This window comes from Gammaproteobacteria bacterium, from assembly GCA_013151035.1.
GTDB lineage: Bacteria > Pseudomonadota > Gammaproteobacteria > JAADJB01 > JAADJB01 > JAADJB01.
The window spans coordinates 12816-37902 of the sequence record JAADJB010000019.1; the positions used below are offsets into that span (position 1 = coordinate 12816).

Below are 25087 nucleotides of genomic sequence, written 5' to 3' on the forward strand. Positions count from 1 at the left end.
CGTAATGACTAAACCGGATCCTGATTCTTCGATTATTTTATACCGTCGTTTATTAAGCTATGTCGTGCCGCATTGGCGTATCTTTATCCTGGCAATCCTGAGTATGGTTGCTTATGCAGCAACGGATACGGCCTTTGCTGCATTAATGAAACCCATGCTGGATGGCAGTTTCGTCGAAAAGGATGCTGACACGATAAAGTGGGTGCCGGTCTGGCTGATACTAATTTTTCTGGTGCGTGGCCTGAGTGGTTTTGTCTCCAACTATGGGATGGCGTGGGTGGGCAGGCGTGTTGTTACAGAGATCAGGGCTGCAATGTTTAAACGTATGATGTTATTGCCCATGCGCTTTTTTGATGAAGGTAATAATGGTCAACTGGTCTCACAGTTTACCTACAACGTGGAACAGGTGGCACAGGCAACAACCAACGTTATTACGATTCTGATTCGTGATTCCATGACGATCCTTTTTTTACTGGGCTGGATGTTTTATATCAATACCTTTCTGGCAATGATATTTCTTTTTCTTGGGCCGGTGATTACCATTCTGGTTCGTTATGTCAGTAAACGCTTTCGTCGTATCAGTAAGGCAATACAGACTTCGATGGGTGAAGTGACTCAGATCACAACCGAGGCTATTGAGTCTCAGGAAGTAATTAAGGGCTTCTCCGGGCAGTCTTATGAAGCCGGGCAGTTTGATAAAGTCAATGAACGTAATCGTCAGCAACGAATGAAAATGGTGCTGACCAGTTCGGTTAGTGTCGCTAGTATACAGTTTATCTCTGCCTGTGCCCTGGCCGGGGTTATTTATCTTGCCACTCTTGATGCCATGCTGGAACAGATTACCCCAGGTGGTTTCATCTCATTTATTACGGCTATGTTGTTGCTATTGCCACCGATTAAACGGCTAACGACGGTGACAGCGGGTCTACAGGCGGGTTTGGCGGCGGCCGCTAGTGTGTTTGCTTTACTGGATGCAGAACCGGAACAGGATAGTGGTACGCAGTCATTAGTGCGGGCAAAGGGCTTGATTGAGATTCAACAACTGGGCTTCGCTTATAATGAAGATAAAGGTGAAGTGCTGCGCGATATTAATCTGACCATTAAAGCGGGAGAGACGGTGGCACTGGTGGGGCGTTCAGGTAGTGGCAAGTCTACTTTGGCGCATTTGTTGCCGCGTTTTTATGATGCTGGACGTGGTTCTATCTGTCTCGATGGTCTGGCCTTAAATGAATACAGGCTGGATGATCTACGTCGGCAATTCTCGGTCGTTGGCCAGCATGTTAGCCTGTTTAATGACACCATTATGCATAATATTGCCTATGGTAGTCTGGAACAGGCAACGGAATCTGCGGTGATTGATGCGGCAAAAAATGCTAATGCCTGGAGTTTTATTGAGGCCTTGCCTGATGGTCTGAATACCCAGGTGGGGAATCAGGGTGCCTTGTTATCCGGGGGACAGAAACAACGCATAGCGATTGCCCGTGCATTGCTCAAGGATGCGCCTATCCTGATTCTGGATGAGGCAACATCGGCACTGGATACTGAGTCAGAGCGTATGATACAAGAAGCACTTGATCGCTTGATAAAAAATCGAACAACAGTGATTATTGCGCATCGTTTATCGACGATTGAAAATGCGGATCGTATCGTAGTGATGGATCAGGGCGCTATTGTAGAGACTGGCAAGCATCATGAATTACTGGAAAAAAATGGTTATTATGCGGCCTTGTATCGGATGCAGTTTGCATCTGGAGATATTGATGTTCAGGTGTCACCATGAATGGACTTGAGGATGCGTGGTATCACCGTCGTAGCTGGCTGATTTTATTGACACCATTATCCGCATTATTTCGCTTGCTGGTGTTATTGCGGCGTAAGGCCTATCAATGGGGGTTACTAACATCCACTGCACTGGATGTGCCGGTGATTGTGGTTGGCAATATCACAGTGGGTGGCACTGGTAAGACGCCGTTGATTGTCTGGCTCTATCATTTTCTTATTGAACAGGGTTTTAAACCTGGAATTATCTCGCGTGGTTATAAGGGCAAGGCGAGTCAATGGCCGCAGCAGGTAAGGGCTGATAGTGATCCTTATGTGGTGGGTGATGAGTCGGTTATGTTGGCGCGTCAGACCGGTGCACCCATTGCAGTCGGTCCGAATCGAGTTGATACAGCACAGGCATTACTGGAGTATCATGACTGTGATTTGATCATCAGTGATGATGGCCTGCAACACTATGCGATGCAGCGGGATATCGAGATAGCTGTAATTGATGGTGTGCGTCGTTTATGGAATGGTCGTTGTTTGCCTGCCGGGCCATTACGAGAACCACAGGAGCGTCTACAGGAAGTCGATATTGTGGTGGCTAATGGTCTTGCCGGGGTACGCGAGTTTGCTATGAAGACATCAATTAATACCGCTTGTCGTCTGGATCAGCCTGATCAATGTCAGGCCTTAACGGCATTCGGGGCACAACCGCTGCACGTGGTTGCCGGTATAGGGCAACCGCAACGCTTTTTTCAAGCACTGGAAAAAAAGGGATTGTCTATTGATGTTCATGCCTTTCCTGATCATCATGCCTTTGTGCGTGAGGAGTTGGCATTTGATGATGATCAACCGATATTAATGACGGCTAAGGATGCCGTTAAATGCAGTCGTTTGGGACTTGAATGTGCCTGGTTTGTACCGTTGCAGGTTGAACCAGACCCTCGTTTTGGAGAAAGGGTATTAAATTTGTTGAAGCGGGTTTAGTATGTGGGTGGATTATGGATCAATAGGGGTAGGGTGCGTACTACGCACCACGGTTTTATGGATTCCCGCCTGCGCGGGAATGACGAGTTAACGGGATAGCAGTGGGTAGCAATAACCAATAAAGTGAGGATTACTTAATGAAGATAGCAATGGTTGGTTTGGGCAAGATGGGTGCCAATATGGTGCGTCGCCTGGTTCGGGGTGGACATGAGGTGGTGGCCTATGATGTGGATACGGCGACGGCTGTCGCTCTGGCCGAGGAACTGGAGGCGGTATCCGCAGCAGATAGTTTATCATCCATGCTGGGCCAAATGTCTGGTTCTCGTTCTATCTGGTTAATGGTGCCGCATCAATTTGTTGATTCCAGTATCGACGCATTGCTGGAGGCGGGTCTAACTGCTGGAGATCTGGTTATTGATGGTGGAAATTCCAATTTCAAACTCAGCCAACAACGTGCTGAACGTCTGCTGGAACAGGATATACACTTCGTCGATTCGGGTACCTCAGGGGGTGTCTGGGGGCTGGAGAATGGCTATAGCATTATGGTGGGTGGTAGCAATCATGCGGTTGATATGATTCGACCTGTGCTGGAGACACTCGCCCCGGCGAGCGATCAAGGCTGGGGACATGTGGGCCCGGCGGGTGCAGGACACTATGTCAAGATGGTGCACAACGGGATCGAATACGGGATGATGCAGGCCTATGCCGAGGGTTTTGAGATGTTGGAGGCAAAGAAGGAAATGGAGCTGGACCTACATCAGATATCACAGATATGGCAGCATGGTAGTGTGGTGCGTTCCTGGTTGCTGGATTTGATTGCTGATGCCTTTGCCAGTGATCAGGCTCTCTCTTCACTGAGTGATTATGTTGATGATTCAGGTGAGGGGCGCTGGACGGTACAGGATTCAATTGATCTTGCTGTGCCAACACCGGTTTTAACCTTGGCATTACAAATGCGGTTTCGTAGTCGTCAATCCCCGGCCTTTGGCGGCAAGGTGCTTAATGCTATGCGCGCCGGTTTTGGTGGGCATGCTGTTCGCGCCAGCGATGATGAGGATGCTTCTTCATGAGTGATACCGATAATAGAGGTGCCTGTTATGGTGATCAGGCTGATCCTGCCAATATTGTAATCATTGGCGCCGCTGGGGATCTGAGTAAGCGCAAATTGATGCCAGCATTATTTAAAATGGTGCGTTGTGGTCTTATTCATCCACAGAGTCGAATTATTGGTGTGGCCAATAGTCGCAGTATGGAAGAATGGCAAGCACTGGTCAGGGGCGGGCTGGATGACAACCTGGAAGAAGCGGCTACTGAGGAAGAATGGCTGGCCTTTGCTACGATGTTAAAGATCGTTGGCGGGAACCTGGAGGATGCCGAGACCTATCAACACCTGGCCGATAGCCTTGAGGTTTTGGAGGGGCGCAAGAACGCTATGTTTTATTGTGCGATCCCTCCGCAGTGGTATGGCGTTACCGCGAATGGTCTGAAGGATGCCGGGCTGGTGGATGATACAGAGGGTTATCGTCGTATTGTTATTGAGAAACCCATTGGTACTGATCTGGCATCAGCAAAGGCACTGAACCGGGAACTGCAAGAAGTATTTGATGAATCACAGATCTATCGTATTGATCATTACCTGGGTAAGGAGAGTGTGCAAAATCTCCTGGTCTATCGTTTTGCCAACAGTATTATGGAACCTCTGTGGAACCGGAATTATATTGACCATATCCAGATCTTCGCGGCGGAGACCCTGGGTATTGAGTATCGTGCCAATTATTATGAAAAGTCCGGTGCTCTGCGTGACATGATTCAGAGCCATCTGTTGCAGGTGATGACCTTGGTTTGTATGGAGCCGCCGGTTGAATTTAGTGCCGATGCCATACGTGATGAAAAGATCAAGGTATTGCGTGCCGTGCGCAGGCTTGATCCAGACAATGATGAATGTCAGGCAGTAGCGGCACAGTACGCATCGGGAACGATTGATGATGAAAAAGTGCCTGCCTATGTGAGTGAGGCCGATGTCTCGCCGGATTCGGCAACGGAAACCTTTGCCGCCGTGCGTTTTTATATCGACAACTGGCGTTGGCAGGGTGTGCCGATTATTCTGTGGACAGGTAAACGGATGCAGAGAAAGGCCTCTGAGGTGATGATTCGCTTCCGTAAGCCACCGTTTAACCTGTTCGATAGTCATGCGACTGAACCATTAGCCAATGCCCTGGTGTTCAGGTTACAACCGGATGAAGGTATTGTATTGCGTATGAATGCGAAGATGCCTGGCCTATCGACCGATATTCAGCGTATGGTGATGCGCGCACCGTATGCCAAGGATGGTAAGGATGTATCAGAGGCCTATGAGATCTTGTTGCATGATGTATTGAACGGTGATGCCACCCTGTTTTCTCATGCCGACGAGATTGAGGAATCCTGGGATATCGTTGCCCCATTGATCGATAACTGGAAGGATCGTTTTTCGATTGAACGTTATCGTGCCGGCAGCTGGGATGTTCCTGATATGGATGATCTGTTGAAGGACTGTGTCGGTGGCTGGCACAAGCCGAGCTGATATATCATGGTAGGGTGCGTACCACGCACCAATAAATTGAAGAGGACTAAGTTCTAGATGCCCATGCAACAATGGAACCGATTTGATGATGCCGACCAATTAGCGCAGGAAGCCGCCTGGTTTATTGCTGACCGGATTGAGGAGATATTGGCCTCTCGCCCACTCTGTCATATTGCCTTGCCTGGCGGTAGTACCCCTGCACAGTGTCTACGTTATCTTGCTGAAAAGTCATTGGAATGGGCGCGTATTCACTGGTATCTTACCGATGAACGTTGTTACCCGCCGGGTCATCCCGAACGTAACGATCAAATGCTTGATGAAAACCTGTGGTCTTTAATCAATGCGGATAGTTCGACTATACATCGTATCCCGGCAGAACTGGGGCCTGAACAGGCAGCTTTGCAATACGCAGAAGAAATAGCGGCGATTAATGCGCTGGATATTGTCGTGCTAGGGATGGGTGAGGATGGTCATACCGCAAGCCTGTTTCCAAGAAACCCAGCCTTGAATGAACATGCGCTGGTGGTGCCAGTAGACGATGCGCCTAAGCCTCCCTCACAGCGTGTCTCGTTGGGGATGAATGCCTTACATGACGCTTCCTTCAGAATTGTGCTGGCGGCTGGGGAGGGCAAGGCTGAGGCGCTTGATCGTGTTAGAAAAAAGATTGCCTTACCCATTAGCCAGGTAGGACATTTGATCTGGTTTGTGGATACATCCGCCTTATCGGAGTTATAATATGTCCCCGATACATTAGGAGATGATTGATATGAAGATGCCAGAGGTTCGTAGTATGGCTAAAGTACTCGGTATTAAAACTGGGCGCATGAGTAAATTAAAACTGATTCAGGCGATTCAGATGCGTGAGGGGAATTTCCCCTGCTTTGCCTCAGCGCTGAATGGAGTGTGTGATCAGCTTGCCTGTGTTTGGCGTAGTGATTGTTTTATTGCGGCTAAAAAATGAATCAAGGTGAATCAAGGGGTCAGAGCTCTTGAAATTCACTCGTGGCTTAGGAAATAGGCTTAATGATTTTTTCAAGAGCTCTGACCCCTTGATTTGTCAAGCATAGCTTGTTGATAAAGCTGAATATATTTCTCGGCACTGGTCTTCCATGAGTAATCATGTTGCATGGCGGTGTGTTGCAGGCGATGCCAGCTTTCATCTTTTTTATGATAGATGGTTAGTGCTTTTTCCAGTGTCTCTAACAAGGCCTGCGGGGTGTTATCCTTGACGTAGAAGCCGTTGGCAGTGTTATCAGCGAGGGTCTCTTGAGTGGCATTAACGATGGTATCGGCAAGACCGCCGACATTGCGTACCACCGGGATGGTGCCATAGTGCAGGCTGTAGAGTTGATTGAGTCCACAGGGTTCAAATTTTGAAGGCATCAGATAAATATCGGCAGCGGCCTCGATCCTGTGAGAAAGAGCCTCATCGTAGCCGATGATAACCTTTAGTTTATCGGGATGTTGTTCTGCCCATTGTGTTAATTGTGACTCGTAGGTTTTATCGCCACTACCGAGTATGACGATCTGTAACGGCCACTGTAGTAACGTTGACAGACTATCCAGAATGACATCGACACCCTTTTGTTCAACCAGACGACTGATCATACCCAACATCGGCACATCGGCGTCAACGGGAAGTCCTAGTTCAGCCTGTAGTGAAGTCTTGTTCTGGCTCTTGTGAGCGAGTGTCCGGTAATTGTAGTTATGCTCCAGATAAGGATCAGTGCCCGGATTCCAGATTTTGGTCTCGATACCATTGATGATGCCTGAGACTCGATCTTGTCGATGTTTGAGGAGACCATCCAGCCCGTAACCAAATTCAGGTTGCTGGATCTCAATAGCATAACCTGGACTAACGGTGTTAATGCGATCAGCATAGATGAGCCCACCCTTAATAAAAGATAACTGCTTGTGAAACTCCAGCCCATTCATGCCCCATAATGTATCGGGTAGACCCAGGTCAATAAACGCCTGGTAATTGAATAGCCCCTGATAGGCTAGATTATGAATAGTAAAAACACTACCGGGACGCTGTTCATGCTGACTAAGAAGAGCGGGTATCAGTGCGGATTGCCAGTCATTGCAATGCACCACATCCGGTTGCCAAGCAGGGTGACCTTTACCGAGGGCAAGCTGTACCGCAACCTGTGAGAACAAGGCGAAACGAAAGGCGTTATCTGACCATGGATTACCATCCGTATCCACATAGGGGTTGCCAGGCCGGTCAAAGGCAGCAGGGCAGTCAACCAACCAGACAGTGACACGGCTACCGGGTAGACGTGTCTCTAGAACTCTTACCTGATGACCATAATGTTCCTGTTCATCAATAAGTTTCACCTTACCCGCTTGCTGTTGAACCTGGGGATAATAAGGGAGTAACAGGCGTACATCTTGTTTAAGCAGTTGTAGTGCACGCGGTAGACTGCCAGATACATCGGCGAGACCGCCGGTCTTGATTAATGGGTAGGCCTCACTGGTAATATATAAAATCTTATTCATTTTTTCTCTTGATAATAATGCCTGATAGTGGAGGAAGGGTTAGGGTAATAGACCAGGGGTGCCCCATGCTGGCGGTGTGTTCTGCAACTATATTACCATTGTAGCCATGCTGACTGCCGTTGTAGACCTCGGCATCAGAATTAAAGATCTCATGGTAGTTCCCGGAATCGGATACACCGATACGATAGTGATTTCTAGGAATAGGGGTAAAGTTTAATACGGTAATAATGGTTTCATTATCGGTTTTTCTTTCATAGGATAATATGGAATGCTGGCTGTCATCACAATTAAGCCATGAAAAACCTTTTTCCTCAAAGTCATGGCGATGCAATGCAGCCTCTTTTTTGTATAAATGGTTGAGGTCGCTGAGTAGTTGTTTAACGCCGTTATGACCAGGGTATTGCAGGGTATACCAGTCTAGTGCCTGCTCATGGTTCCATTCATTGCCCTGAGCGAATTCACAGCCCATGAATAACAATTTCTTACCCGGGTAGGTAAACATGTAGGTATAAAGCAGCCTCAGATTAGCAAAGCGTTGCCATTCATCCCCCGGCATTTTGTTTATCATGGAACCCTTGCCGTGTACGACTTCATCATGAGAAAAGGGCAATACAAAGTTCTCGGTAAACAGGTAGAGCAAACCAAAGGTGAGTTGTTGATGGTGGTGCGTTCGATGCACCGGGTCTTTGGCAAAGTAGTTCAGAGTATCGTGCATCCAGCCCATATTCCATTTCATGGAAAAGCCCAGTCCACCGCTATCGGTTGGGTTGGTGACCTGTGGCCAGGCAGTCGATTCCTCAGCAATAATCATCGTGCCCGGATGGCGCTGATGGGTGAGTGCATTGAGTTCCCGCATAAAGGCGACCGCTTCAATGTTTTCATTGCCACCATGAATGTTGGGTATCCAGTCATTCGCTTCCCGTGAGTAATCTAGATAGAGCATGGAGGCGACAGCATCGACCCGTAGACCATCTAAGTGCATCTCCTCAAGCCAGAACAAGGCGCTGGCAATGAGGAAGTTTTTAACCTCATTACGGTTGTAGTTATAGATCAGAGTGCCCCAATCACGGTGTTCCCCACGTCGAGGGTCTTCATGTTCATAGAGGGCGCTACCATCAAAACGGGCAAGACCATGTGCATCCTTGGGGAAGTGGGCGGGCACCCAATCAAGCAAGACCCCGATATGGTGTTGATGGCAATAATCAATAAAGTAGCGAAAGTCATCAACCGAGCCATGGCGACTGGTGGGGGCGTAATACCCTGTGGTCTGATAGCCCCAGGAGGCATCCAAGGGATGTTCGGTAATGGGAAGCAGCTCAATATGGGTGAAGCCAGTCTGCTGCATATGTGCCACCAGACGATGCGCCAGTTCTCGATAATTGAGGAAATCGCCTTGTTCATCCCGTTGCCATGAACCGAGGTGAACCTCGTAGATCGACATGGGTTGATGGAGCCAGTCATGTTGTGCGCGTGCCTGGATCCATTCCTGATCAGACCACTGGTAAGTCGATTGATGACAGATGATGGAGGCCGTTTCAGGTCGTAATTCAAATTGTCGACCATAAGGATCAATCTTGCGCATGACCTCGCCCGATTGACGATTGCGTATCTCAAACTTATACAATGCCCCGGCGCATAGCTCCGGGATGAATATCTCCCATACACCGCTACTGCCACGGCAGCGCATGGGATGGTTGCGACCATCCCAGCGGTTGAAATCGCCAATAACACTGACTCGTTCAGCATTCGGTGCCCAGGTAGCAAACAGGGTGCCTTCAATCCCGGCAACGCTATGTGCATTGGCCCCTAATGTATTGTAGACATACCAGTGTTTGCCCTCGGCAAACAGATAAATATCATTATCACTGATCTGTGCGGGAAAGCAGTAGGGGTCGTGAAATTCTCTTGTTAGACCCTGTTTATCGATCATAGTGACCTGATAATGATCGCTTATAGCCTGATCATCACCGTGCCAGAAGAAAAAATCACTATTGGGGATGCGCGCCATTGGCAAAGTTCCGGAGCCAAGCGTAAGATGCTCACCATCAGGCGCATAGATACAGACGCTGGCTTGTCCAGCGTGACGGTGCAGACCTAATAGAGAGAAGGGGTCATGATGCCGGGCCGCAGCAATCTTTTTGAGATCATCACTTTTGTTTTTGATAAAAGTCGTCATGGTGGAGTCTGGATTGTGAGCGTTTTTCATTTTCTCGTCATAGTTCTCATATATAGTCGACAAATAGAACAGTTTATTCAATACTGTAGCTGGATGAGACACTACTATACTTGATGTGCTTGAGTTACGTGTACATTATCAATGATATGTTTAGGGAAAGTTTATGGATACACAACAATCTCCACGTTACATCAGTAACCTGACAAGAAATACTCTGGCACTGATCATGGCCGGGGGACGAGGTGAACGGCTGAAGAATCTAACCACCTGGCGAACCAAACCGGCGGTGCCTTTTGGTGGAAAGTTTCGTATTATTGATTTTCCGTTATCTAATTGTATTAACTCCGGTATTCGCAGGATAGGTGTCCTGACTCAGTACAAGGCGCATTCTTTGATCCTGCATGTGCAACATGGCTGGGGACATCTGCGCGGGGCATTTGGTGAGTTTATTGAATTGCTCCCCGCCCAGCAAAGAGTCAAGACTTCATGGTATACCGGTACCGCTGATTCGATTTATCAGAATCTGGATATTATTCGCCGACATGCCCCCGAGTTTGTATTGATCCTGGCGGGAGACCATATTTACAAGATGGATTATGGTGCCATGCTGGCGAAGCACGTGGAGAGTGCCGCCGATATTACTGTTGGTTGTGTCGAGGTTTCGGCAGAGGCAGCAACCGGTTATGGGGTCATGAGTGTGGATGAAAATAATCTGATCCACAAATTTACCGAGAAACCGGATAAGCCCGAATGTTTACCTGGTAAAGAAGGCATAGCATTGTGTTCGATGGGGATCTACATCTTTAACCGGGATTTTCTGTTTGAACAGTTGATTCGTGATGCTGATATGACGACATCCAGTCATGATTTTGGTAAGGATATTATCCCGGCTGCGATCGAGAAATACCGGGTGTGTGCCTATCCATTCAATGACGCTGATAGTGGTAAACAGTCTTACTGGCGTGATGTGGGTACGGTCGATGCCTTCTGGGAGGCTAATCTGGAATTGATCGGAGTCACGCCTGAATTAAATCTATATGATGATGACTGGCCGATATGGACGCTTCAGGAGCAATTGCCACCGGCAAAATTTATATTTGATGAGGATGACCGCAGGGGTATGGCGGTGGATTCAATGGTATCCGGGGGTTGTATTATCTCGGGTGCCGTCGTTCATCATTCCCTGTTATTCTCCAATGTGATGGTGCAGGATTATTCTACTGTTAATTCCTCAGTGATTCTGCCCGATGTGGTTATTGGTAAACATTGCCGAATCTCCTATGCCGTTATTGACAAGGGCTGTAATATTCCGGACGGCATGGTGATTGGTGAAGAAACAGAAGAGGATAAACGACGTTTTCATGTCACCCCCAACGGGATCGTTCTGGTAACCCCCGATATGTTAGGACAGGATCGACACCATGTCCGATAGTGATGATCAGGAGCATCCCCTTAATCTGGTTATCTATTGGCATATGCATCAACCCGAGTATCGTAACCTGGATACTGGGGAATACCATTTACCGTGGACCTATCTGCATACAATAAAGGATTATGTGGATATGGCTGCTCATCTGGAGGATTGTGAACAGGCGCGTGCCGTGGTTAATTTTGCGCCGGTCTTACTTGAGCAGATCGATGATTATAGTCAGCAGTTATCCAATTACCTGCATTATGGAAGAGATTTACGAGATCCCCTGATGGCGGCTCTGGCCAATAGTGAAATGCCACAGGGTTCGAATGCGCGTATTCACATTATAAGATCTTGTTTGCGCGCCAATGAAGAACGCCTGATTAATCGTTTCAAACCCTTCAAAAAACTGGCGGCAGTGGCAAAAAGTATCCTTGTCGATCATGCTATGGTTTCTTATTACACAGATCAGTTCCTGGCTGACCTGCTGGTGTGGTATCACCTGTCATGGATTGCTGAAACGGTAAGAAGGCAGGACTCCAGAGTCAAAACCTTGATGAAAAAGGGGGGCTTGTATACACCACAGGATCGACGGTTGCTGATTGAGTTAATGCATGAACTAATATCAGGCGTTATTGGTCGTTACCGGCATCTAGCGGAGCAGGGGCGTATCGAGTTATCGATGACACCTTATGCTCACCCTATCGTGCCATTGCTGCTGGATATAAAAAGTGCAGAACAGGCAATGCCGGATGTGACCTTGCCGGAGGTGAACGACTATCCGGGTGGAAAACAACGTAGCCAATGGCATATGAAAAAGGGTGTAGAGGTGTTTAAGAAACACTTTGGCTTCCCTCCACAGGGCTGTTGGCCATCAGAAGGCAGCATTAGTGGAGAGATGGTCGAGTTGCTGTCCGATATGAATATAAAATGGATGGCCAGTGGCGAGACTGTATTGCGTAATTCATTAAGTCGTTCAAATATGAGTGATAGCGATTGCCGGCATCAGACCTATCAATATCGTGACACTTCCCCCAGCCTGTTTTTCCGTGATGATGGTTTGTCTGATCTGATCGGGTTTAAATACTCAGACTGGCATGCCGATGATGCGATTGCTAATCTGATACGTCATCTGGAAGACATTCATGAGAGTTGCAAAGATAAGCCAGAGGCCATTGTCTCGATTATTCTGGATGGGGAAAACGCATGGGAATATTATCCGGAAAATGCCTACTATTTCTTATCGACCCTGTATAAAAAGTTATCCGAGAACAAGGGCATTCGTATGACGACTTATAGCGAATATCTCCTGAATGTTAGTAACAAAACAACCTTACCGGAATTGGTGGCGGGTAGCTGGGTCTATGGAACCTTCTCTACCTGGATTGGTGAACGGGATAAAAATACCGCCTGGGAGATGCTGATTGCGGTAAAACAGGTTTATGATCGGGTGATGGCAGAAGACAATCTTTCACTTGATATCAGGAAACGGGCAGAGATGCAGTTGGCGACCTGCGAGAGTTCAGACTGGTTCTGGTGGTTCGGGGAGTATAACTCAGCAGAATCGGTGGCATCATTTGACAAACAATATCGTATGCATCTGGCCAATCTTTATCAGATCATGGATGAACCCGCCCCGGCTTATTTGCACAAGGCGTTTTCATTTGGTAGTGGTGATGCGCTGGCAAGTGGCACGATGTTGCCTGGCAAGAAGCAGTGACAGATACAGTAAGGTCTGTTTTTTCTTTTAGTGATCAACGTCGTGCCGGTGTGTTGTTGCATCCTACCTCATTGCCAGGCCCGTTGGCTAAAGGTGATCTGGGACATCAGGCCTACCGTTTTATTGAGTTTCTTGCGTCCTGTAGCATTACTGTCTGGCAGATGTTGCCATTGGGCCCAACACATGAGGATGATTCTCCTTATCAATGTCTGTCAGCACATGCCGGTAATCCGCAATTGATCAGTCTGGACTGGTTGGCTGATAAAGGCTGGTTTGATGCGAATGAAATCGATATTGATATGAAGTTAAAGGACTATCGTAGTGAAGCCCTGGTGCGAGCAAGCACACACTTTTATGCGCAGAACGATCAATTCTGGCTACAAAAGCTGGAGGCCTTTAAAGAAGAACATGCCTACTGGTTGCATGATTATGTCCTGTTTATTGCCCTCAAACAACATTTTGGTAATGCCCCCTGGTATCAATGGCCACATGATTTCAGGGATAAAGATCCAGTGGCACTGGAAAAGGTAAGGCTTAAATTATCAAGTCTTATTGCCCACATTGAATTTGAACAGTTTGTTTTTTTTCAACAGTGGCAAGAGTTGCGTGAATATGCCCACCGCTATGGGATTAGTCTATTTGGTGATATGCCGATCTTTATTGCGCATGACAGTGCTGATTTGTGGTCACATCGGGAAAACTTTTTGATCAATGATCTGGTTGAGCTTGATGTCGTTGCCGGGGTGCCTCCAGACTGTTTTTCGGAGGATGGGCAGCGTTGGGGGAATCCTCTGTATGACTGGTCCTATATGTTAAAGGATGATTTTCAGTGGTGGAAGCAACGTTTCAGGACACAGTTATCCATGTTTGATCTGGTTCGTATTGATCACTTTCGAGGACTTGAGGCCTGTTGGCAGATTCCGGCTATGGAAGAAACTGCGGTAAATGGCTCATGGATCAAGGTGCCCGGCTATGAACTGCTCAGTGCATTAGTTGACAGTTATGGTGAATTGCCGGTGGTTGCCGAGGATCTGGGGATGATTACAAAAGAGGTGATTGATCTACGCAAATCTTTTCACCTGCCAGGCATGAAGATCCTGCAGTTTGCCTTTGATGGTAACCCCACCAATCCTTATTTGCCGCATAATCATGATGCCTGTAGTGTGATCTACACGGGTACACATGATAATGATACAACGTGTGGATGGTACCAAGCTCTGGAACCTTCATATCGGGAACAGTTGCTGGATTATCTGGGTGTCGATGCTATTAATGAAGACGATATTGCCTGGGTAATGAATCGGGTTGCCCTGGCATCCGTTGCGCCGTTGGTTATTTTACCGCTGCAGGATATTCTTTCGCTGGGTAGTGATCACCGTATGAATATTCCAGGTACGGTTGAGAATAACTGGCAATGGCGGTTTGAATGGCAACAGATTAAACCGGGTTTAAATGATCGTTTATCACACATGATCAATTTATATGAGCGTAATGTCGGAGTATGCATTAATGAATGAAGTAGATTTTTGTAAGGTTAGTTCTTATCCCATCCCTGAGCTGTCGACGGATCCTGAACATCTGGCGAATGATTTTTATCGTTATTTAACGCACCATCTTGGACGACATCCCGGTTGTGACCCGCTTTATTTTTATGAGGCGATAGCTCTGACTATCCGTGATCGGATTGTAGTGGACTGGGGTAATACCTGGCGGCGTTATGAACAACAGGGTGTGCGTAAGGCCTATTACATGTCCCTTGAATTTTTGATTGGGCGGGCACTGGGTAATCATTTGTTGAATATGGATATCGCCAGTGATGTCAAGAAGGCGTTGCAAGGCTTTTGTCTGGGGTTGGAAGAGATAACAGAAAAGGAAAAGGATGCGGGGTTGGGTAATGGTGGACTGGGTCGATTAGCCGCCTGTTTTATGGATAGTTGTGCCCGACTGCAACTGCCTGTTGTGGGTTATGGTATTCGCTATCAATACGGCATGTTCAGGCAAGAGATTGAAAATGGTTACCAACAAGAAGCACCGGATCATTGGTTACGTGATGGACACCCGTGGGAACTGGAACGTAGTGAGTTTACCCAGACCATTAAATTTGGTGGTTATGTAGGTGTGGCCTATGACACGGATGGTAATAAAAAAATTGCCTGGTTGGATACCGCCGATATTCTGGCGATCCCCTATGATGTGCCGGTCTCCGGATATAAAAACAAGACGGTCAATACCCTGCGTTTATGGAGTGCCAGTGCCACCAATATCTTTGATCTGGACGATTTTAATGCCGGAAGTTATGCCGATGCGGTTGAGGCAAAGAATGATGCTGAACATATCTCGATGGTCTTGTATCCGAATGATGTCAGTGAGAATGGTAAAGAGTTGCGTTTGAAGCAACAGTATTTCCTTGCCTCTGCCAGTATTCAGGATGTGATTCGCATGTGGGAGCTGGGTGAGGGGAAAAATTACACCACCTTTGCCGAGATGAATGTATTTCAGATGAATGATACCCATCCTACAATCGCTGTAGCTGAGTTAATGCGTCTGTTGATGGATGAAAAACATCTGGGTTGGGATGAGGCATGGGCCATCACCTCGCGTACTATGGCCTATACCAATCATACTCTATTGCCTGAGGCATTGGAAAAATGGCCGGTGTTCCTGTTTGAATCGTTGTTACCCCGCTTGCTACAGATTATTTATGAGATCAATGCGCGTTTCCTTAAACAGGTTGCTCAGAAATGGCCGGGAGATACTGCCAGACAGAGCCGGATGTCGATTATTGAGGAAGGCGACGTAAAACATGTGCGGATGGCCTATCTGGCAATCGTTGGCAGCTTTTCGGTGAATGGTGTCGCCGCATTGCATTCGCAACTTCTGATCGAAGGTCTGTTTAGTGACTTTTATGCATTATGGCCGGAGAAGTTTAATAACAAGACCAATGGGGTCACCCCTAGACGCTGGATCGCTTCCTCCAATCCAGAGCTTACCGAGCTGATCAACTCGCGCATAGGTGATGAATGGATCGCTGATTTATCGCATATATCACAGATCATAAAATTTGCCGATGATGAAGGGTTTTGTCAGCAGTGGCATCAGGTTAAGCAAGAGAAAAAGAAACAGTTGTCTGCACTGGTACTGGCACAGTGCCAGGTTGAGTTTAATGTTGATTCCATGTTTGATGTGCAGGTTAAACGAATCCATGAGTATAAACGTCAGTTGTTAAACCTGCTTCATGTGATTCATTTGTATGATCGCATCAAACGTAAGGATACCAAAAACTGGACCAATCGTTGCGTATTGATTGGCGGTAAGGCTGCACCCGGTTATCGTATTGCAAAATCCATTATCAAGCTGGTTAATAATATTGCTGATGTGGTCAATAACGACCCGGATGTCGGTGATCTGTTGAAGGTTGCATTTATCCCGAATTACGGGGTGTCCAAGATGGAGATTATCTGCCCGGGTACCGATCTATCCGAACAAATATCAACAGCGGGTAAGGAAGCATCGGGCACGGGTAATATGAAGTTTATGATGAATGGCGCAGTGACGATTGGAACCTATGATGGTGCCAATATAGAGATTATGGATGCTGTTGGTGAAGATAACTTCTTCCTGTTCGGGCTGAAGGCGGATGAGGTTGAGCAAGGTCGTAACACTTATTCCCCACGGGACATCGTAGCGGCTGATACCGATTTGAAGTCGGTGATACATTTGCTACAGTGCGGGCATTTTAATCCCTTTGAGTCGGGTATCTTTGATGACCTGATTGGATCGATGCTGAATCCGCATGACCCCTGGATGACACTGGCTGATTTCAGGGCCTATGTTGATGCCCAGGAACAGGTATCACTGGCCTATCAGGATAGAGCACGCTGGATTCGGATGAGTATTGAGAACACCGCTACTAGTGGCCATTTCTCAACCGATAGAACGATGCAAGAATATAATGATGATATCTGGAAGCTGAAAAAAACCTAAGGAGACAGGGATGTCAAATATATTAGATTCAAAGAGTTGGGTTGAGTTATTAAAGCACTATGAGAAGATTAACCAGTGCCAGATGAGAGATTTATTTGCTCAACAAGCGGGGCGTTTTGATGACTTTTCTATTCAATTAAATGATATTCTATTCGATTATTCGAAGAATATTATTACCCCTGAAACAATGGACCTGCTGTTTTCTCTGGCGCAAGAGGCGGGGCTGGATCAATGGATCAAGGATCTCTTTGACGGCATGCCCATAAACCATACCGAGCATCGTGCGGTATCACACATGGCACTTAGAAATCAGAGTGATACCCCGGTGATGATTGAGGGTGTGGATGTGATGCCCGAGGTTCGGCATGAGTTGAATCGAGTTAAGGCGCTTGCTGAGGCGATTCGAACACGCGTTTGGCGTGGCGTGGATAATCAAGCGATCACCGATGTGGTAAATATTGGTATTGGTGGTTCACATTTGGGGCCATTGATGGTGAATGAGGCACTGCATCCTTATTCATTACATGATCTCAATGTGCATTATGTCTCCAATATTGATGAGAATCATATTAATGATACGTTGGAGTTCCTTAACCCCGAGACCACCTTTTTTATTGTCGCCTCCAAGACCTTTACCACGCAGGATACTATGGTGAATGCCGGCACGGCACGGCAGTGGTATCTTAATAAGGTTGGGAACGATGCTAATATTCATCGCCACTTCGCGGCGGTGACTTCCAATGCAGGCTTGGCCAGAGAGTTCGGTATAGTTGACGGCAATATCTTCAAGATGTGGGATTGGGTTGGCGGACGTTATTCTCTGTGGTCGGCGATTGGTCTTTCTATTGTCATTATGATCGGTTCTGATAATTTTGATGAACTGCTGGCGGGTGCGCATGAAGTCGATGAGCATTTTAAAAACACGCCTTTCAGAGAAAATATCCCGGTGATTATGGCCCTGTTGGGGATCTGGTATAACAACTTCTTTGAGGCGCAATCAGCTGCAATATTACCTTATGACCAGCATTTGCATCGTTTTCCTGCCTATCTGCAGCAGGCCGATATGGAAAGCAATGGGAAATCAGTTGATCGTGAAGGTGTGCCGGTATCTTATACAACGGGCCCTATTGTCTTTGGTGAGATCGGAATCTCTGCACAACATGCCTTTTTCCAGTTATTACATCAAGGTACCAAGTTGGTGCCTGCGGATATACTGGCACCAGTCTATACCCAGCATTGTATTGCTCGCCATCATCGTGCGCTGATGTCGAATGTGTTTGCCCAGACCGAGGCGCTGATGATGGGCAAGACCAAACAGGAAGCTCAAGCTGAACTGGAGATGCTGGGTTTGAGTTATGATGAGGTTAAGGCATTACTACCCTACAAGGTTTTCCCCGGCAATCGACCCACGAATACCTTACTATTTGATACCCTGAATCCAGGAACGCTAGGTTCTATTATCGCGTTGTATGAACATAAGGTCTTTGTACAAGGTGTGATATGGAATATCAACTCATTTGATCAATGGGGCGTTGAGTTGGGTAAAAAGTTGGCAAAAAACATTCTGGATGAGTTGAATGATTCTGATTCGATTGATAGTCATGATAGTTCAACCAATGGTTTGATTAATTATTACAAGTCACATCGTCCACAGAGTCATTGATGAGCAATAAGCGGATTATTGCCGGTGATGTGGGAGGCACCAATACCCGTATCCTATCAGGTGAATGGGTGGATGGTGAAATCAGAGTGGATGCCATCAGACGTTATAGTAGTCAGGAATTTTCAGGTCTGTCCGCTATCATTGAACAATTTATGGTTGAGTTAAATTTGACGGTATCACCAGCCGCCTGTTGTTTTGCAGTCGCTGGCCCCGTTCATAATGGGGTTGCGAAGATTACCAATCTGCCTTGGGTGGTCGAAAGAAAGACCTTACAGACCTTGTTTGCTATTGAGCCGGTTGAATTGTTGAATGACTTTCAGGCCGTCACCTATGGTGTTTCCCGATTATCCGCTGATGAGATGGTGGGGCTACAGAGCGGTAAAGAGGAAGAGCAGGGGAATCGAGTTTTCCTGGGCGCGGGCACTGGGTTTGGCGTGAGTTATCAGTTGTGGCAAGAGGGGCGTTATGTTGCCCATGTCTGTGAGGCAGGGCATGTAGCCTTTGCCCCGACCAATGAGCTGGAGGCAGATCTGCTTGTCTGGCTAATGAAACGACATGAGTATGTGAGTGTTGAGTTATTACTCTCGGGCAGTGGACTGCATCGTATCTACCAATTCCTGGCAGAAAAATCAAAGGGCTCGGAATCAAAAAAAATTAATGATTTAATGCAACAGCAAGATCCTGCCGAGGTCATTACCCAATATGCACTGTCCAGAACGGATGAATTGTGTGTGCAGACAGTGGATTGTTTTCTGCATATTTATGGTGCCATGTGTGGCAATGTAGCACTGAATTATATGGCAAGAGGTGGAGTTTATGTTGCCGGTGGTATTGCCCCCAGGATAAAGGATTTATTATTGGCCTCTAATTTTATGACCGCCTTCAGGAACAAGGGAGCCATGCAAGGTTTGATGAACGAGTTTAGTGTCAAACTGGTGATGCAACCCGATGTCGGTCTATATGGTGCCGCAGCCTATACCGAACAATGGTGCGCACCATACCCACCCCCGGTAGGGTGCGTACCACGCACCATTAAACCTGTACCGAATAAGTAATAATCAGTATGATAAGTCCACCATAAATACAGAGAGCGAATGATGGATAAAAAACTACTGGATATTCTTGCCTGCCCAATCTGTAAGGGCGCACTGGTCTATGATAAGACCAATAACGAGTTGATTTGCAAGGTTGATAGATTAGCCTATCCAATACGCGATGATATCCCGGTTATGTTGGAAGAAGAGGCCAGGCAGCTACCCGCTGACGAAGAGGTTTAGCCGAGCGCTATGATGACTTCATTCAAGGTTGTAATACCGGCACGCTATGCCTCCACCCGTTTGCCCGGCAAGCCGTTATTGGATATTGCCGGTAAACCGATGATTCAACGCGTTTACGAGGCCGCCTGTGCTAGTGGTGCCGAACAAGTGGTGATTGCCACCGATGATGAACGCATCGAACAGGCTGCCCTGGGTTTCGGTGCCGAGGTCTGCATGACATCCACAGGACATACCTCAGGCACCGATCGTCTGGCTGAAACCAGTCGAAAAATGGCGTGGGCCGATGATGAGATTATTGTTAATGTGCAGGGTGATGAACCACAGATCCCCACCGGATTAATCAAGCAGGTTGCCAATGGTCTGGCGGATCATCCCGAGGCAGTGATTGCCACGCTATGTAGCTGTATCCAGTCCATGCAGGAATTGCAAGACCCCAATGTGGTCAAGCTGGTCAGGGATACACAGGGCTTCGCCCTGTATTTCAGTCGCGCTCCTATCCCCTGGGCGAGAGATGACTTTGCCGCCAACATGGATGAACTCCCAACAACGATTGATTATCTTCGCCACCTGGGTATCTATGCCTATCGTGCCGCCTACCTACAGGAATATACCCGCCTGCCATCCTGCGCACTGGAACAAGCCGAATCACTCGAACAATTACGCGTGTTATGGCATGGAGCCAGGATCTTTGTTGATGATGCCGTTGTTGAACCCGGACACGGGGTCGACACCGAGGAAGATCTGGAGCGGGTGAGGCAGGCCTACCTTTAGTCATGTTCACATGCACTTGAGCGAACGGGTAAGCATCTTACTATTAATGTGGCGTAGATGGATGTCCACCACTGTTTTTTAAACCAACTTCACGTTCACTCCGAAGCAGTGGATAGAAAAAAACAGCCATAAAAAAAGGCAAGATCAATAAGATCTCGCCTTTTCAATCCTCAAACCCAAGGGTTCAAGGTAGTAATAATCAGTATTTAGATTACTACGATGTTTTCTGCCTGAGGACCTTTTTGACCCTGAGTAACAGTGAATTCAACCTTCTGACCTTCAGCCAGAGTCTTGAAGCCTCCGCCTGCGATTGCACTAAAGTGAGCAAAAACGTCTGGGCCAGATTCCTGCTCGATAAAGCCAAAACCTTTAGTTTCATTGAACCATTTAACAGTTCCAGTAGTAGTAGACATAATAATATTCCTAATCATTCAAGAGTAATTGAAGCCTTTTCTTTTGAAAGGGCCGTTTGGCTGAAATTATTGCATTACTTATGAAGAACAGAACGAGGTACTAAAGACGTGACATCGCAGTGGTGTACATAAATATAAAACTTATTTTCAAGCTGGATGAATTATATCTGTTTTTATCGGCGAGTCAATGAGTATTTTCAATGAATATTTCCAGAGTAATCAAGGGGTCAGAGCTCTTGAAAACTTGATTTTGTAGATAAAAATTGGGGAGGGGAATATTTCAAGAACTCTGACCCCTTGATTATCGTATAATTGGCGATATTATGAAGAAAAAAAGTAAGGTTATTTTTGTTTGCATGGGCAATATCTGTCGTTCGCCAACGGCAGAGGGCGTTTTTTTGAGTCTGTTGGAGGCAGAAGGCATGCTGGATGTTGTTGAAGTCGATTCAGCGGGCACCCATGCCTATCATGTCGGGGAACAACCAGATCTGCGTTCGCAGGCGGCGGCTCGTGGACGTGGTATTGATCTGAGTAATCAGCGTGGTCGGCAATTTGAGGCAAATGATTTTATTGAGTTTGATTATGTGCTGGCGATGGATAGCGAAAACTATCGAGGCTTGAAGCATATCTGTCCGCCCGGGTATGAACATAAACTACATCGTTTTCTTGAATATGCACGTTATACCAAGACCCTGGATGTACCTGACCCTTATTATGGAGCAGGTGATGGCTTTGAACAGGTGCTGGATTTGATTGAAGATGCCTCGCAGGGTCTGCTTGAGACCCTGCGTAAGGAATCCTGAATATTTCTAACTGGTTTCTGAATCCGGTTTTTTTGCCTTAGGCTTGTCTGTAACAGGCTTATCCACCTTCGGTTTGTCAACTTTAGGCTGCTCTGTCTTAGGCTTATCCACCTTCGGTTTGTCAGCTTTAGGCTGCTCTGTCTTAGGCTTATCCACCTTCGGTTTGTCAGCTTTAGGCTGCTCTGCCTTAGGCTTATCCACTTTTGGTTTGTCGGCCTTAGGCTGCTCTGTCTTAGGCTTATCCACTTTTGGTTTGTCGGCCTTAGGCTGCTCTGTCTTAGGCGTATCCACTTTTGGTTTGTCGACCTTAGGCTGCTCTGTCTTAGGCTTATCCACTTTTGGTTTATCGGCCTTAGGCTGCTCTGTCTTAGGCTTATCCACTTTTGGTTTGTCGACCTTAGGCTGTTCAGCCTTGGGTTCCAATGGTAACGTATCCTGTTTCGGGACTAGCTCTGGTCTTTGAGCATTAACAGGATAAGGGGCAGGAGCAGGTGCCGATGATGTGGGCTCGATGTTCGTTGCAGGTGTTGGTTTGCTCTCACCTGATGCTGGGGCATTATCATCCTGTTGACTGCTTTCGCTAGGTTTACGCCATTTACCGGCACGACGGTTACGGCGACTGTTGCTGCGTTTTTCCTTATTTTCGCTATCATTTGGCGTTTTATTGTCGTCATTATCTTCGCTTTTCTCTACTGCATTTCCTGTATCAGTTAAGCCTTCCTGGCCTTCATCGGTATTGTCGCGATTACGGTTGCGATTACGGTTGCGATTACGGTTACGGTTGCGATTACGATTGCGGTTACGATTCTTTCCGTCCTCACCTGTCTTTTCATCAGAAGGGGCGGTATCTTCGGTCTGTTTGTCAACATTGCTGTTTTCATTTTGTTTGTTGCGCGGCTCGTTATTTCTACGGCGATTATTACGATTACGATTGCCTGAGCGAGGGCCACGGCCACGGTTATTGCGATGGGTACGGGATTCCTCTTCTTCCTGTGCCTTTTTCTCATCTTCTGTAGGGCCAAACAATGAACTCCATAGCCGTTTGATAAAGCCTGGTTTTGCTATTTTTTCTGCTGGTTTTGCTGGGCTCTCTTCTTTATGAGCTGGGGCAGGTTGTGCTGGAACGACCATTTTGACAACAGGTTCTTCTACCCGTGGTTTGTTTTCTTCGATCTCGGCAGTTGGATCTTCTTCACTATCAATCTTGATATCATAACTAGTCGCCGCATCTTCACCCTTTAGTTCATCGTTACGAATCCTGCGGATATCAAAGTTGGGTGTTTCCATTTGTGTGGATGGAAGCAGGGCAATTGAAGTCTTGTATCGGGTTTCAATATTATGGATGATGTCGCGTTTTTCATTAGACAGAAAGGTCGCCACACTGACAGGTAATTTTGCCAGGATACGGGCGGTGCGTTCTTTCATTGCCTGCTCTTCGAGAATACGCAGGATAGATAAAGATAATGATTCTACACCACGGATGGTGCCCTGACCGTTACAACGTGGGCAGGTGCTTTGACTGGATTCACCGAGCGATGGACGCAGACGTTGGCGGGACATCTCTAACAGACCAAAACGTGAGATTCGACCAATCTGAATACGGGCACGATCCATCTTTAGTGATTCGCGTAGACAATTCTCTACTTCGCGTTGATTTTTGGTGGGGGCCATATCGATAAAATCAATAACCACCAGTCCACCCAGATCACGTATCCGGAGTTGTCTGGCAACCTCTTCAGCAGCCTCCATATTGGTATGGAAGGCGGTATCTTCAATATCGGTGCCCTTGGTGGCACGAGCCGAGTTAATATCAATCGCAATCAGTGCCTCGGTATGGTCGATGACAATTGAGCCACCGGATGGCAGGTTAACCTGACGCTGAAAGGCGGACTCAATCTGGCTTTCAATCTGATAACGGGAAAATAACGGGACAGGATCATCGTAGAACTTTAGTTTGCCCATATTATGCGGCATCACCTGTTGCATAAAGCCTTCGGCCTGACGAAAAATCTCTTTGTCATCAATCAAGATTTCACCGATGTCTTTGCGCAAATAATCACGCAAGGCACGGATGATAACATTGCTCTCTTGATAAATAAGGAGTGGGGCGGCGCGTTCATTGGCGGCACGTTCAACGGCATCCCAGAGACTTCTGAGGTAGTCCAGATCCCATTGTAGTTCTTCAGCGGAACGCCCAACGCCTGCGGTACGTACAATAAGACCCATACCATCAGGGATCTCTAGCACACTCAAGGCATCACGAATCAGGCTACGGTCTTCACCTTCAATGCGTCTTGAAACGCCACCAGCACGGGGATTGTTTGGCATTAAGACCAGATAGCGACCTGCCAGGCTAATAAAGGTTGTTAGTGCCGCGCCCTTGTTACCGCGCTCTTCTTTTTCAACCTGAACAATCAGTTCCTGGCCTTCTTTCAGTGCATCCTTGATACTTGGACGGTTGCTTTGTTTCAGGCTTTCTTCACTGAAATAACTGCGTGCAATCTCCTTCAGTGGCAGAAAACCATGACGGTTAGCACCATAATCAATAAAGGCGGCTTCCAGGCTGGGCTCTACACGGGTGATTTTACCCTTATAGATATTAGATTTTTTCTGTCCTCGCGATGGAACCTCGATATCCAGGTCGTACATTTTCTGACCATCGACCATCGCCACACGCAGTTCTTCCGGCTGCGTAGCATTCACTAGCATTCTTTTCATGGGTATATTCTCTTAAACGCTCAACCTCAATGTCTACGATTGCTATTATCCTGGTCACAAGCAGACGTAAAGAGATCAGTGGTGCGCAAAAAACCTGGTTTATTAGCCAGATAATTAATGGAGCACTGCTTTCTTTACTGTTTGATGACGTTAATTGCATAAGACATGGGAGCCGCTATGTTAATAATGAGTTGCTTGCATGATTAATATTGTCTTTATTAATCGATTTCGTCGTATGATCTTTATCATAGGAACAAAAAACTTAGACTTTGTTTGCTTTTTTTAATCTGCATTCAAAGGCTTATCTCCACTATATCAAGCTTCTCTGTAACCCG

19 protein-coding genes are annotated in these 25087 nt (G+C 47.0%); 15 read left to right on the forward strand and 4 right to left on the reverse strand.

What is annotated here, in order from left to right:
* Window positions 1-4: 4 nt before the first annotated feature.
* The 6 genes from msbA to GXP22_04460 all read left to right on the forward strand — a co-directional run bounded on the left by msbA (window position 5) and on the right by GXP22_04460 (window position 6275).
* Window positions 5-1780, forward strand: a complete 1776-nt coding sequence (gene msbA / locus GXP22_04435) for a lipid A export permease/ATP-binding protein MsbA (GenBank protein ID NOX08727.1) — start codon at window positions 5-7, stop codon at window positions 1778-1780.
* The gene (locus GXP22_04440; protein NOX08728.1) at window positions 1777-2751 is read left to right on the forward strand and encodes a tetraacyldisaccharide 4'-kinase; all 975 of its coding nucleotides are present in this window, start codon (window positions 1777-1779) and stop codon (window positions 2749-2751) included. The genes msbA and GXP22_04440 overlap by 4 nt, the downstream gene beginning before the upstream one ends.
* A gap of 137 nt (window positions 2752-2888) precedes the next feature.
* Window positions 2889-3821, forward strand: a complete 933-nt coding sequence (gnd, locus tag GXP22_04445) for a decarboxylating 6-phosphogluconate dehydrogenase (protein ID NOX08729.1) — start codon at window positions 2889-2891, stop codon at window positions 3819-3821.
* Window positions 3818-5314: a glucose-6-phosphate dehydrogenase gene (zwf, locus tag GXP22_04450; protein NOX08730.1), complete on the forward strand. Its 1497-nt coding sequence runs from the start codon at window positions 3818-3820 to the stop codon at window positions 5312-5314. The genes gnd and zwf overlap by 4 nt, the downstream gene beginning before the upstream one ends.
* Before the next feature lie 63 nt (window positions 5315-5377).
* Window positions 5378-6049 (forward strand): 6-phosphogluconolactonase, encoded by a 672-nt coding sequence (gene pgl / locus GXP22_04455; protein ID NOX08731.1) that lies wholly within the window; start codon window positions 5378-5380, stop codon window positions 6047-6049.
* Between the two features lie 31 nt (window positions 6050-6080).
* Window positions 6081-6275, forward strand: coding sequence for an SAP domain-containing protein (locus GXP22_04460; GenBank protein NOX08732.1), 195 nt, complete (start codon window positions 6081-6083; stop codon window positions 6273-6275).
* 71 nt (window positions 6276-6346) lie between these two features.
* Here GXP22_04460 and glgA read toward each other — a convergent pair whose 3' ends face one another.
* Together glgA and glgB are read right to left on the reverse strand one after the other, a co-directional pair.
* On the reverse strand, window positions 6347-7816 hold the full coding sequence (gene glgA, locus GXP22_04465; GenBank protein NOX08733.1) for a glycogen synthase GlgA: 1470 nt from the start codon (window positions 7814-7816) through the stop codon (window positions 6347-6349).
* Window positions 7809-9992 carry a 1,4-alpha-glucan branching protein GlgB gene (glgB, locus tag GXP22_04470; GenBank protein NOX08734.1) on the reverse strand — a complete coding sequence of 728 codons (2184 nt, stop codon included), beginning with the start codon at window positions 9990-9992 and terminating at the stop codon, window positions 7809-7811. Before glgB ends, glgA begins: the two co-directional genes overlap by 8 nt.
* 163 nt (window positions 9993-10155) lie before the next feature.
* Here glgB and glgC point away from each other — a divergent pair, with 163 nt between their 5' ends.
* The 8 genes from glgC to kdsB are packed head-to-tail and all read left to right on the forward strand — an operon-like array spanning window position 10156 to window position 20818.
* The gene (glgC, locus tag GXP22_04475; protein NOX08735.1) at window positions 10156-11424 is read left to right on the forward strand and encodes a glucose-1-phosphate adenylyltransferase; all 1269 of its coding nucleotides are present in this window, start codon (window positions 10156-10158) and stop codon (window positions 11422-11424) included.
* The gene (locus tag GXP22_04480) at window positions 11414-13123 is read left to right on the forward strand and encodes a glycoside hydrolase (GenBank protein NOX08736.1); all 1710 of its coding nucleotides are present in this window, start codon (window positions 11414-11416) and stop codon (window positions 13121-13123) included. Before glgC ends, GXP22_04480 begins: the two co-directional genes overlap by 11 nt.
* Window positions 13120-14640, forward strand: coding sequence for a 4-alpha-glucanotransferase (gene malQ / locus GXP22_04485; protein ID NOX08737.1), 1521 nt, complete (start codon window positions 13120-13122; stop codon window positions 14638-14640). The genes GXP22_04480 and malQ overlap by 4 nt, the downstream gene beginning before the upstream one ends.
* A complete protein-coding gene (locus GXP22_04490) occupies window positions 14633-17107 on the forward strand; it encodes a glycogen/starch/alpha-glucan phosphorylase (GenBank protein ID NOX08738.1) in 2475 nt (824 codons plus the stop codon). The genes malQ and GXP22_04490 overlap by 8 nt, the downstream gene beginning before the upstream one ends.
* Before the next feature lie 10 nt (window positions 17108-17117).
* Entirely contained in the window at window positions 17118-18770 is a 1653-nt protein-coding gene (gene pgi, locus GXP22_04495) for a glucose-6-phosphate isomerase (protein NOX08739.1), read from the forward strand.
* On the forward strand, window positions 18770-19825 hold the full coding sequence (glk, locus tag GXP22_04500; GenBank protein ID NOX08740.1) for a glucokinase: 1056 nt from the start codon (window positions 18770-18772) through the stop codon (window positions 19823-19825). The genes pgi and glk overlap by 1 nt, the downstream gene beginning before the upstream one ends.
* A gap of 42 nt (window positions 19826-19867) precedes the next feature.
* Window positions 19868-20047, forward strand: a complete 180-nt coding sequence (locus GXP22_04505; protein NOX08741.1) for a Trm112 family protein — start codon at window positions 19868-19870, stop codon at window positions 20045-20047.
* 9 nt (window positions 20048-20056) lie between these two features.
* A complete protein-coding gene (gene kdsB, locus GXP22_04510; protein NOX08742.1) occupies window positions 20057-20818 on the forward strand; it encodes a 3-deoxy-manno-octulosonate cytidylyltransferase in 762 nt (253 codons plus the stop codon).
* 206 nt (window positions 20819-21024) lie between these two features.
* Here the strand turns inward: kdsB and GXP22_04515 are convergent, their stop codons facing one another.
* The gene (locus tag GXP22_04515) at window positions 21025-21231 is read right to left on the reverse strand and encodes a cold-shock protein (GenBank protein ID NOX08743.1); all 207 of its coding nucleotides are present in this window, start codon (window positions 21229-21231) and stop codon (window positions 21025-21027) included.
* A 323-nt stretch (window positions 21232-21554) separates the two neighbouring features.
* Here GXP22_04515 and GXP22_04520 point away from each other — a divergent pair, with 323 nt between their 5' ends.
* Entirely contained in the window at window positions 21555-22034 is a 480-nt protein-coding gene (locus GXP22_04520; GenBank protein NOX08744.1) for a low molecular weight phosphotyrosine protein phosphatase, read from the forward strand.
* Window positions 22035-22040: 6 nt separating this feature from the next.
* Here the strand turns inward: GXP22_04520 and rne are convergent, their stop codons facing one another.
* Entirely contained in the window at window positions 22041-24752 is a 2712-nt protein-coding gene (rne, locus tag GXP22_04525; GenBank protein ID NOX08745.1) for a ribonuclease E, read from the reverse strand.
* Between the last annotated feature and the right edge of the window lie 335 nt (window positions 24753-25087).

What these genes read in the sequence shown, in the direction of transcription:
- msbA (NOX08727.1), top strand. Translation starts at nt 5, where the DNA reads ATGACTAAACCGGATCCTGATTCTTCGATTATTTTATACCGTCGTTTA.
- GXP22_04440 (NOX08728.1), top strand. Translation starts at nt 1,777, where the DNA reads ATGAATGGACTTGAGGATGCGTGGTATCACCGTCGTAGCTGGCTGATT.
- gnd (NOX08729.1), top strand. Translation starts at nt 2,889, where the DNA reads ATGAAGATAGCAATGGTTGGTTTGGGCAAGATGGGTGCCAATATGGTG.
- zwf (NOX08730.1), top strand. Translation starts at nt 3,818, where the DNA reads ATGAGTGATACCGATAATAGAGGTGCCTGTTATGGTGATCAGGCTGAT.
- pgl (NOX08731.1), top strand. Translation starts at nt 5,378, where the DNA reads ATGCAACAATGGAACCGATTTGATGATGCCGACCAATTAGCGCAGGAA.
- GXP22_04460 (NOX08732.1), top strand. Translation starts at nt 6,081, where the DNA reads ATGAAGATGCCAGAGGTTCGTAGTATGGCTAAAGTACTCGGTATTAAA.
- glgA (NOX08733.1), bottom strand. Translation starts at nt 7,816, where the DNA reads ATGAATAAGATTTTATATATTACCAGTGAGGCCTACCCATTAATCAAG.
- glgB (NOX08734.1), bottom strand. Translation starts at nt 9,992, where the DNA reads ATGACGACTTTTATCAAAAACAAAAGTGATGATCTCAAAAAGATTGCT.
- glgC (NOX08735.1), top strand. Translation starts at nt 10,156, where the DNA reads ATGGATACACAACAATCTCCACGTTACATCAGTAACCTGACAAGAAAT.
- GXP22_04480 (NOX08736.1), top strand. Translation starts at nt 11,414, where the DNA reads ATGTCCGATAGTGATGATCAGGAGCATCCCCTTAATCTGGTTATCTAT.
- GXP22_04490 (NOX08738.1), top strand. Translation starts at nt 14,633, where the DNA reads ATGAATGAAGTAGATTTTTGTAAGGTTAGTTCTTATCCCATCCCTGAG.
- pgi (NOX08739.1), top strand. Translation starts at nt 17,118, where the DNA reads ATGTCAAATATATTAGATTCAAAGAGTTGGGTTGAGTTATTAAAGCAC.
- glk (NOX08740.1), top strand. Translation starts at nt 18,770, where the DNA reads ATGAGCAATAAGCGGATTATTGCCGGTGATGTGGGAGGCACCAATACC.
- GXP22_04505 (NOX08741.1), top strand. Translation starts at nt 19,868, where the DNA reads ATGGATAAAAAACTACTGGATATTCTTGCCTGCCCAATCTGTAAGGGC.
- kdsB (NOX08742.1), top strand. Translation starts at nt 20,057, where the DNA reads ATGATGACTTCATTCAAGGTTGTAATACCGGCACGCTATGCCTCCACC.
- GXP22_04515 (NOX08743.1), bottom strand. Translation starts at nt 21,231, where the DNA reads ATGTCTACTACTACTGGAACTGTTAAATGGTTCAATGAAACTAAAGGT.
- GXP22_04520 (NOX08744.1), top strand. Translation starts at nt 21,555, where the DNA reads ATGAAGAAAAAAAGTAAGGTTATTTTTGTTTGCATGGGCAATATCTGT.
- rne (NOX08745.1), bottom strand. Translation starts at nt 24,752, where the DNA reads ATGAAAAGAATGCTAGTGAATGCTACGCAGCCGGAAGAACTGCGTGTG.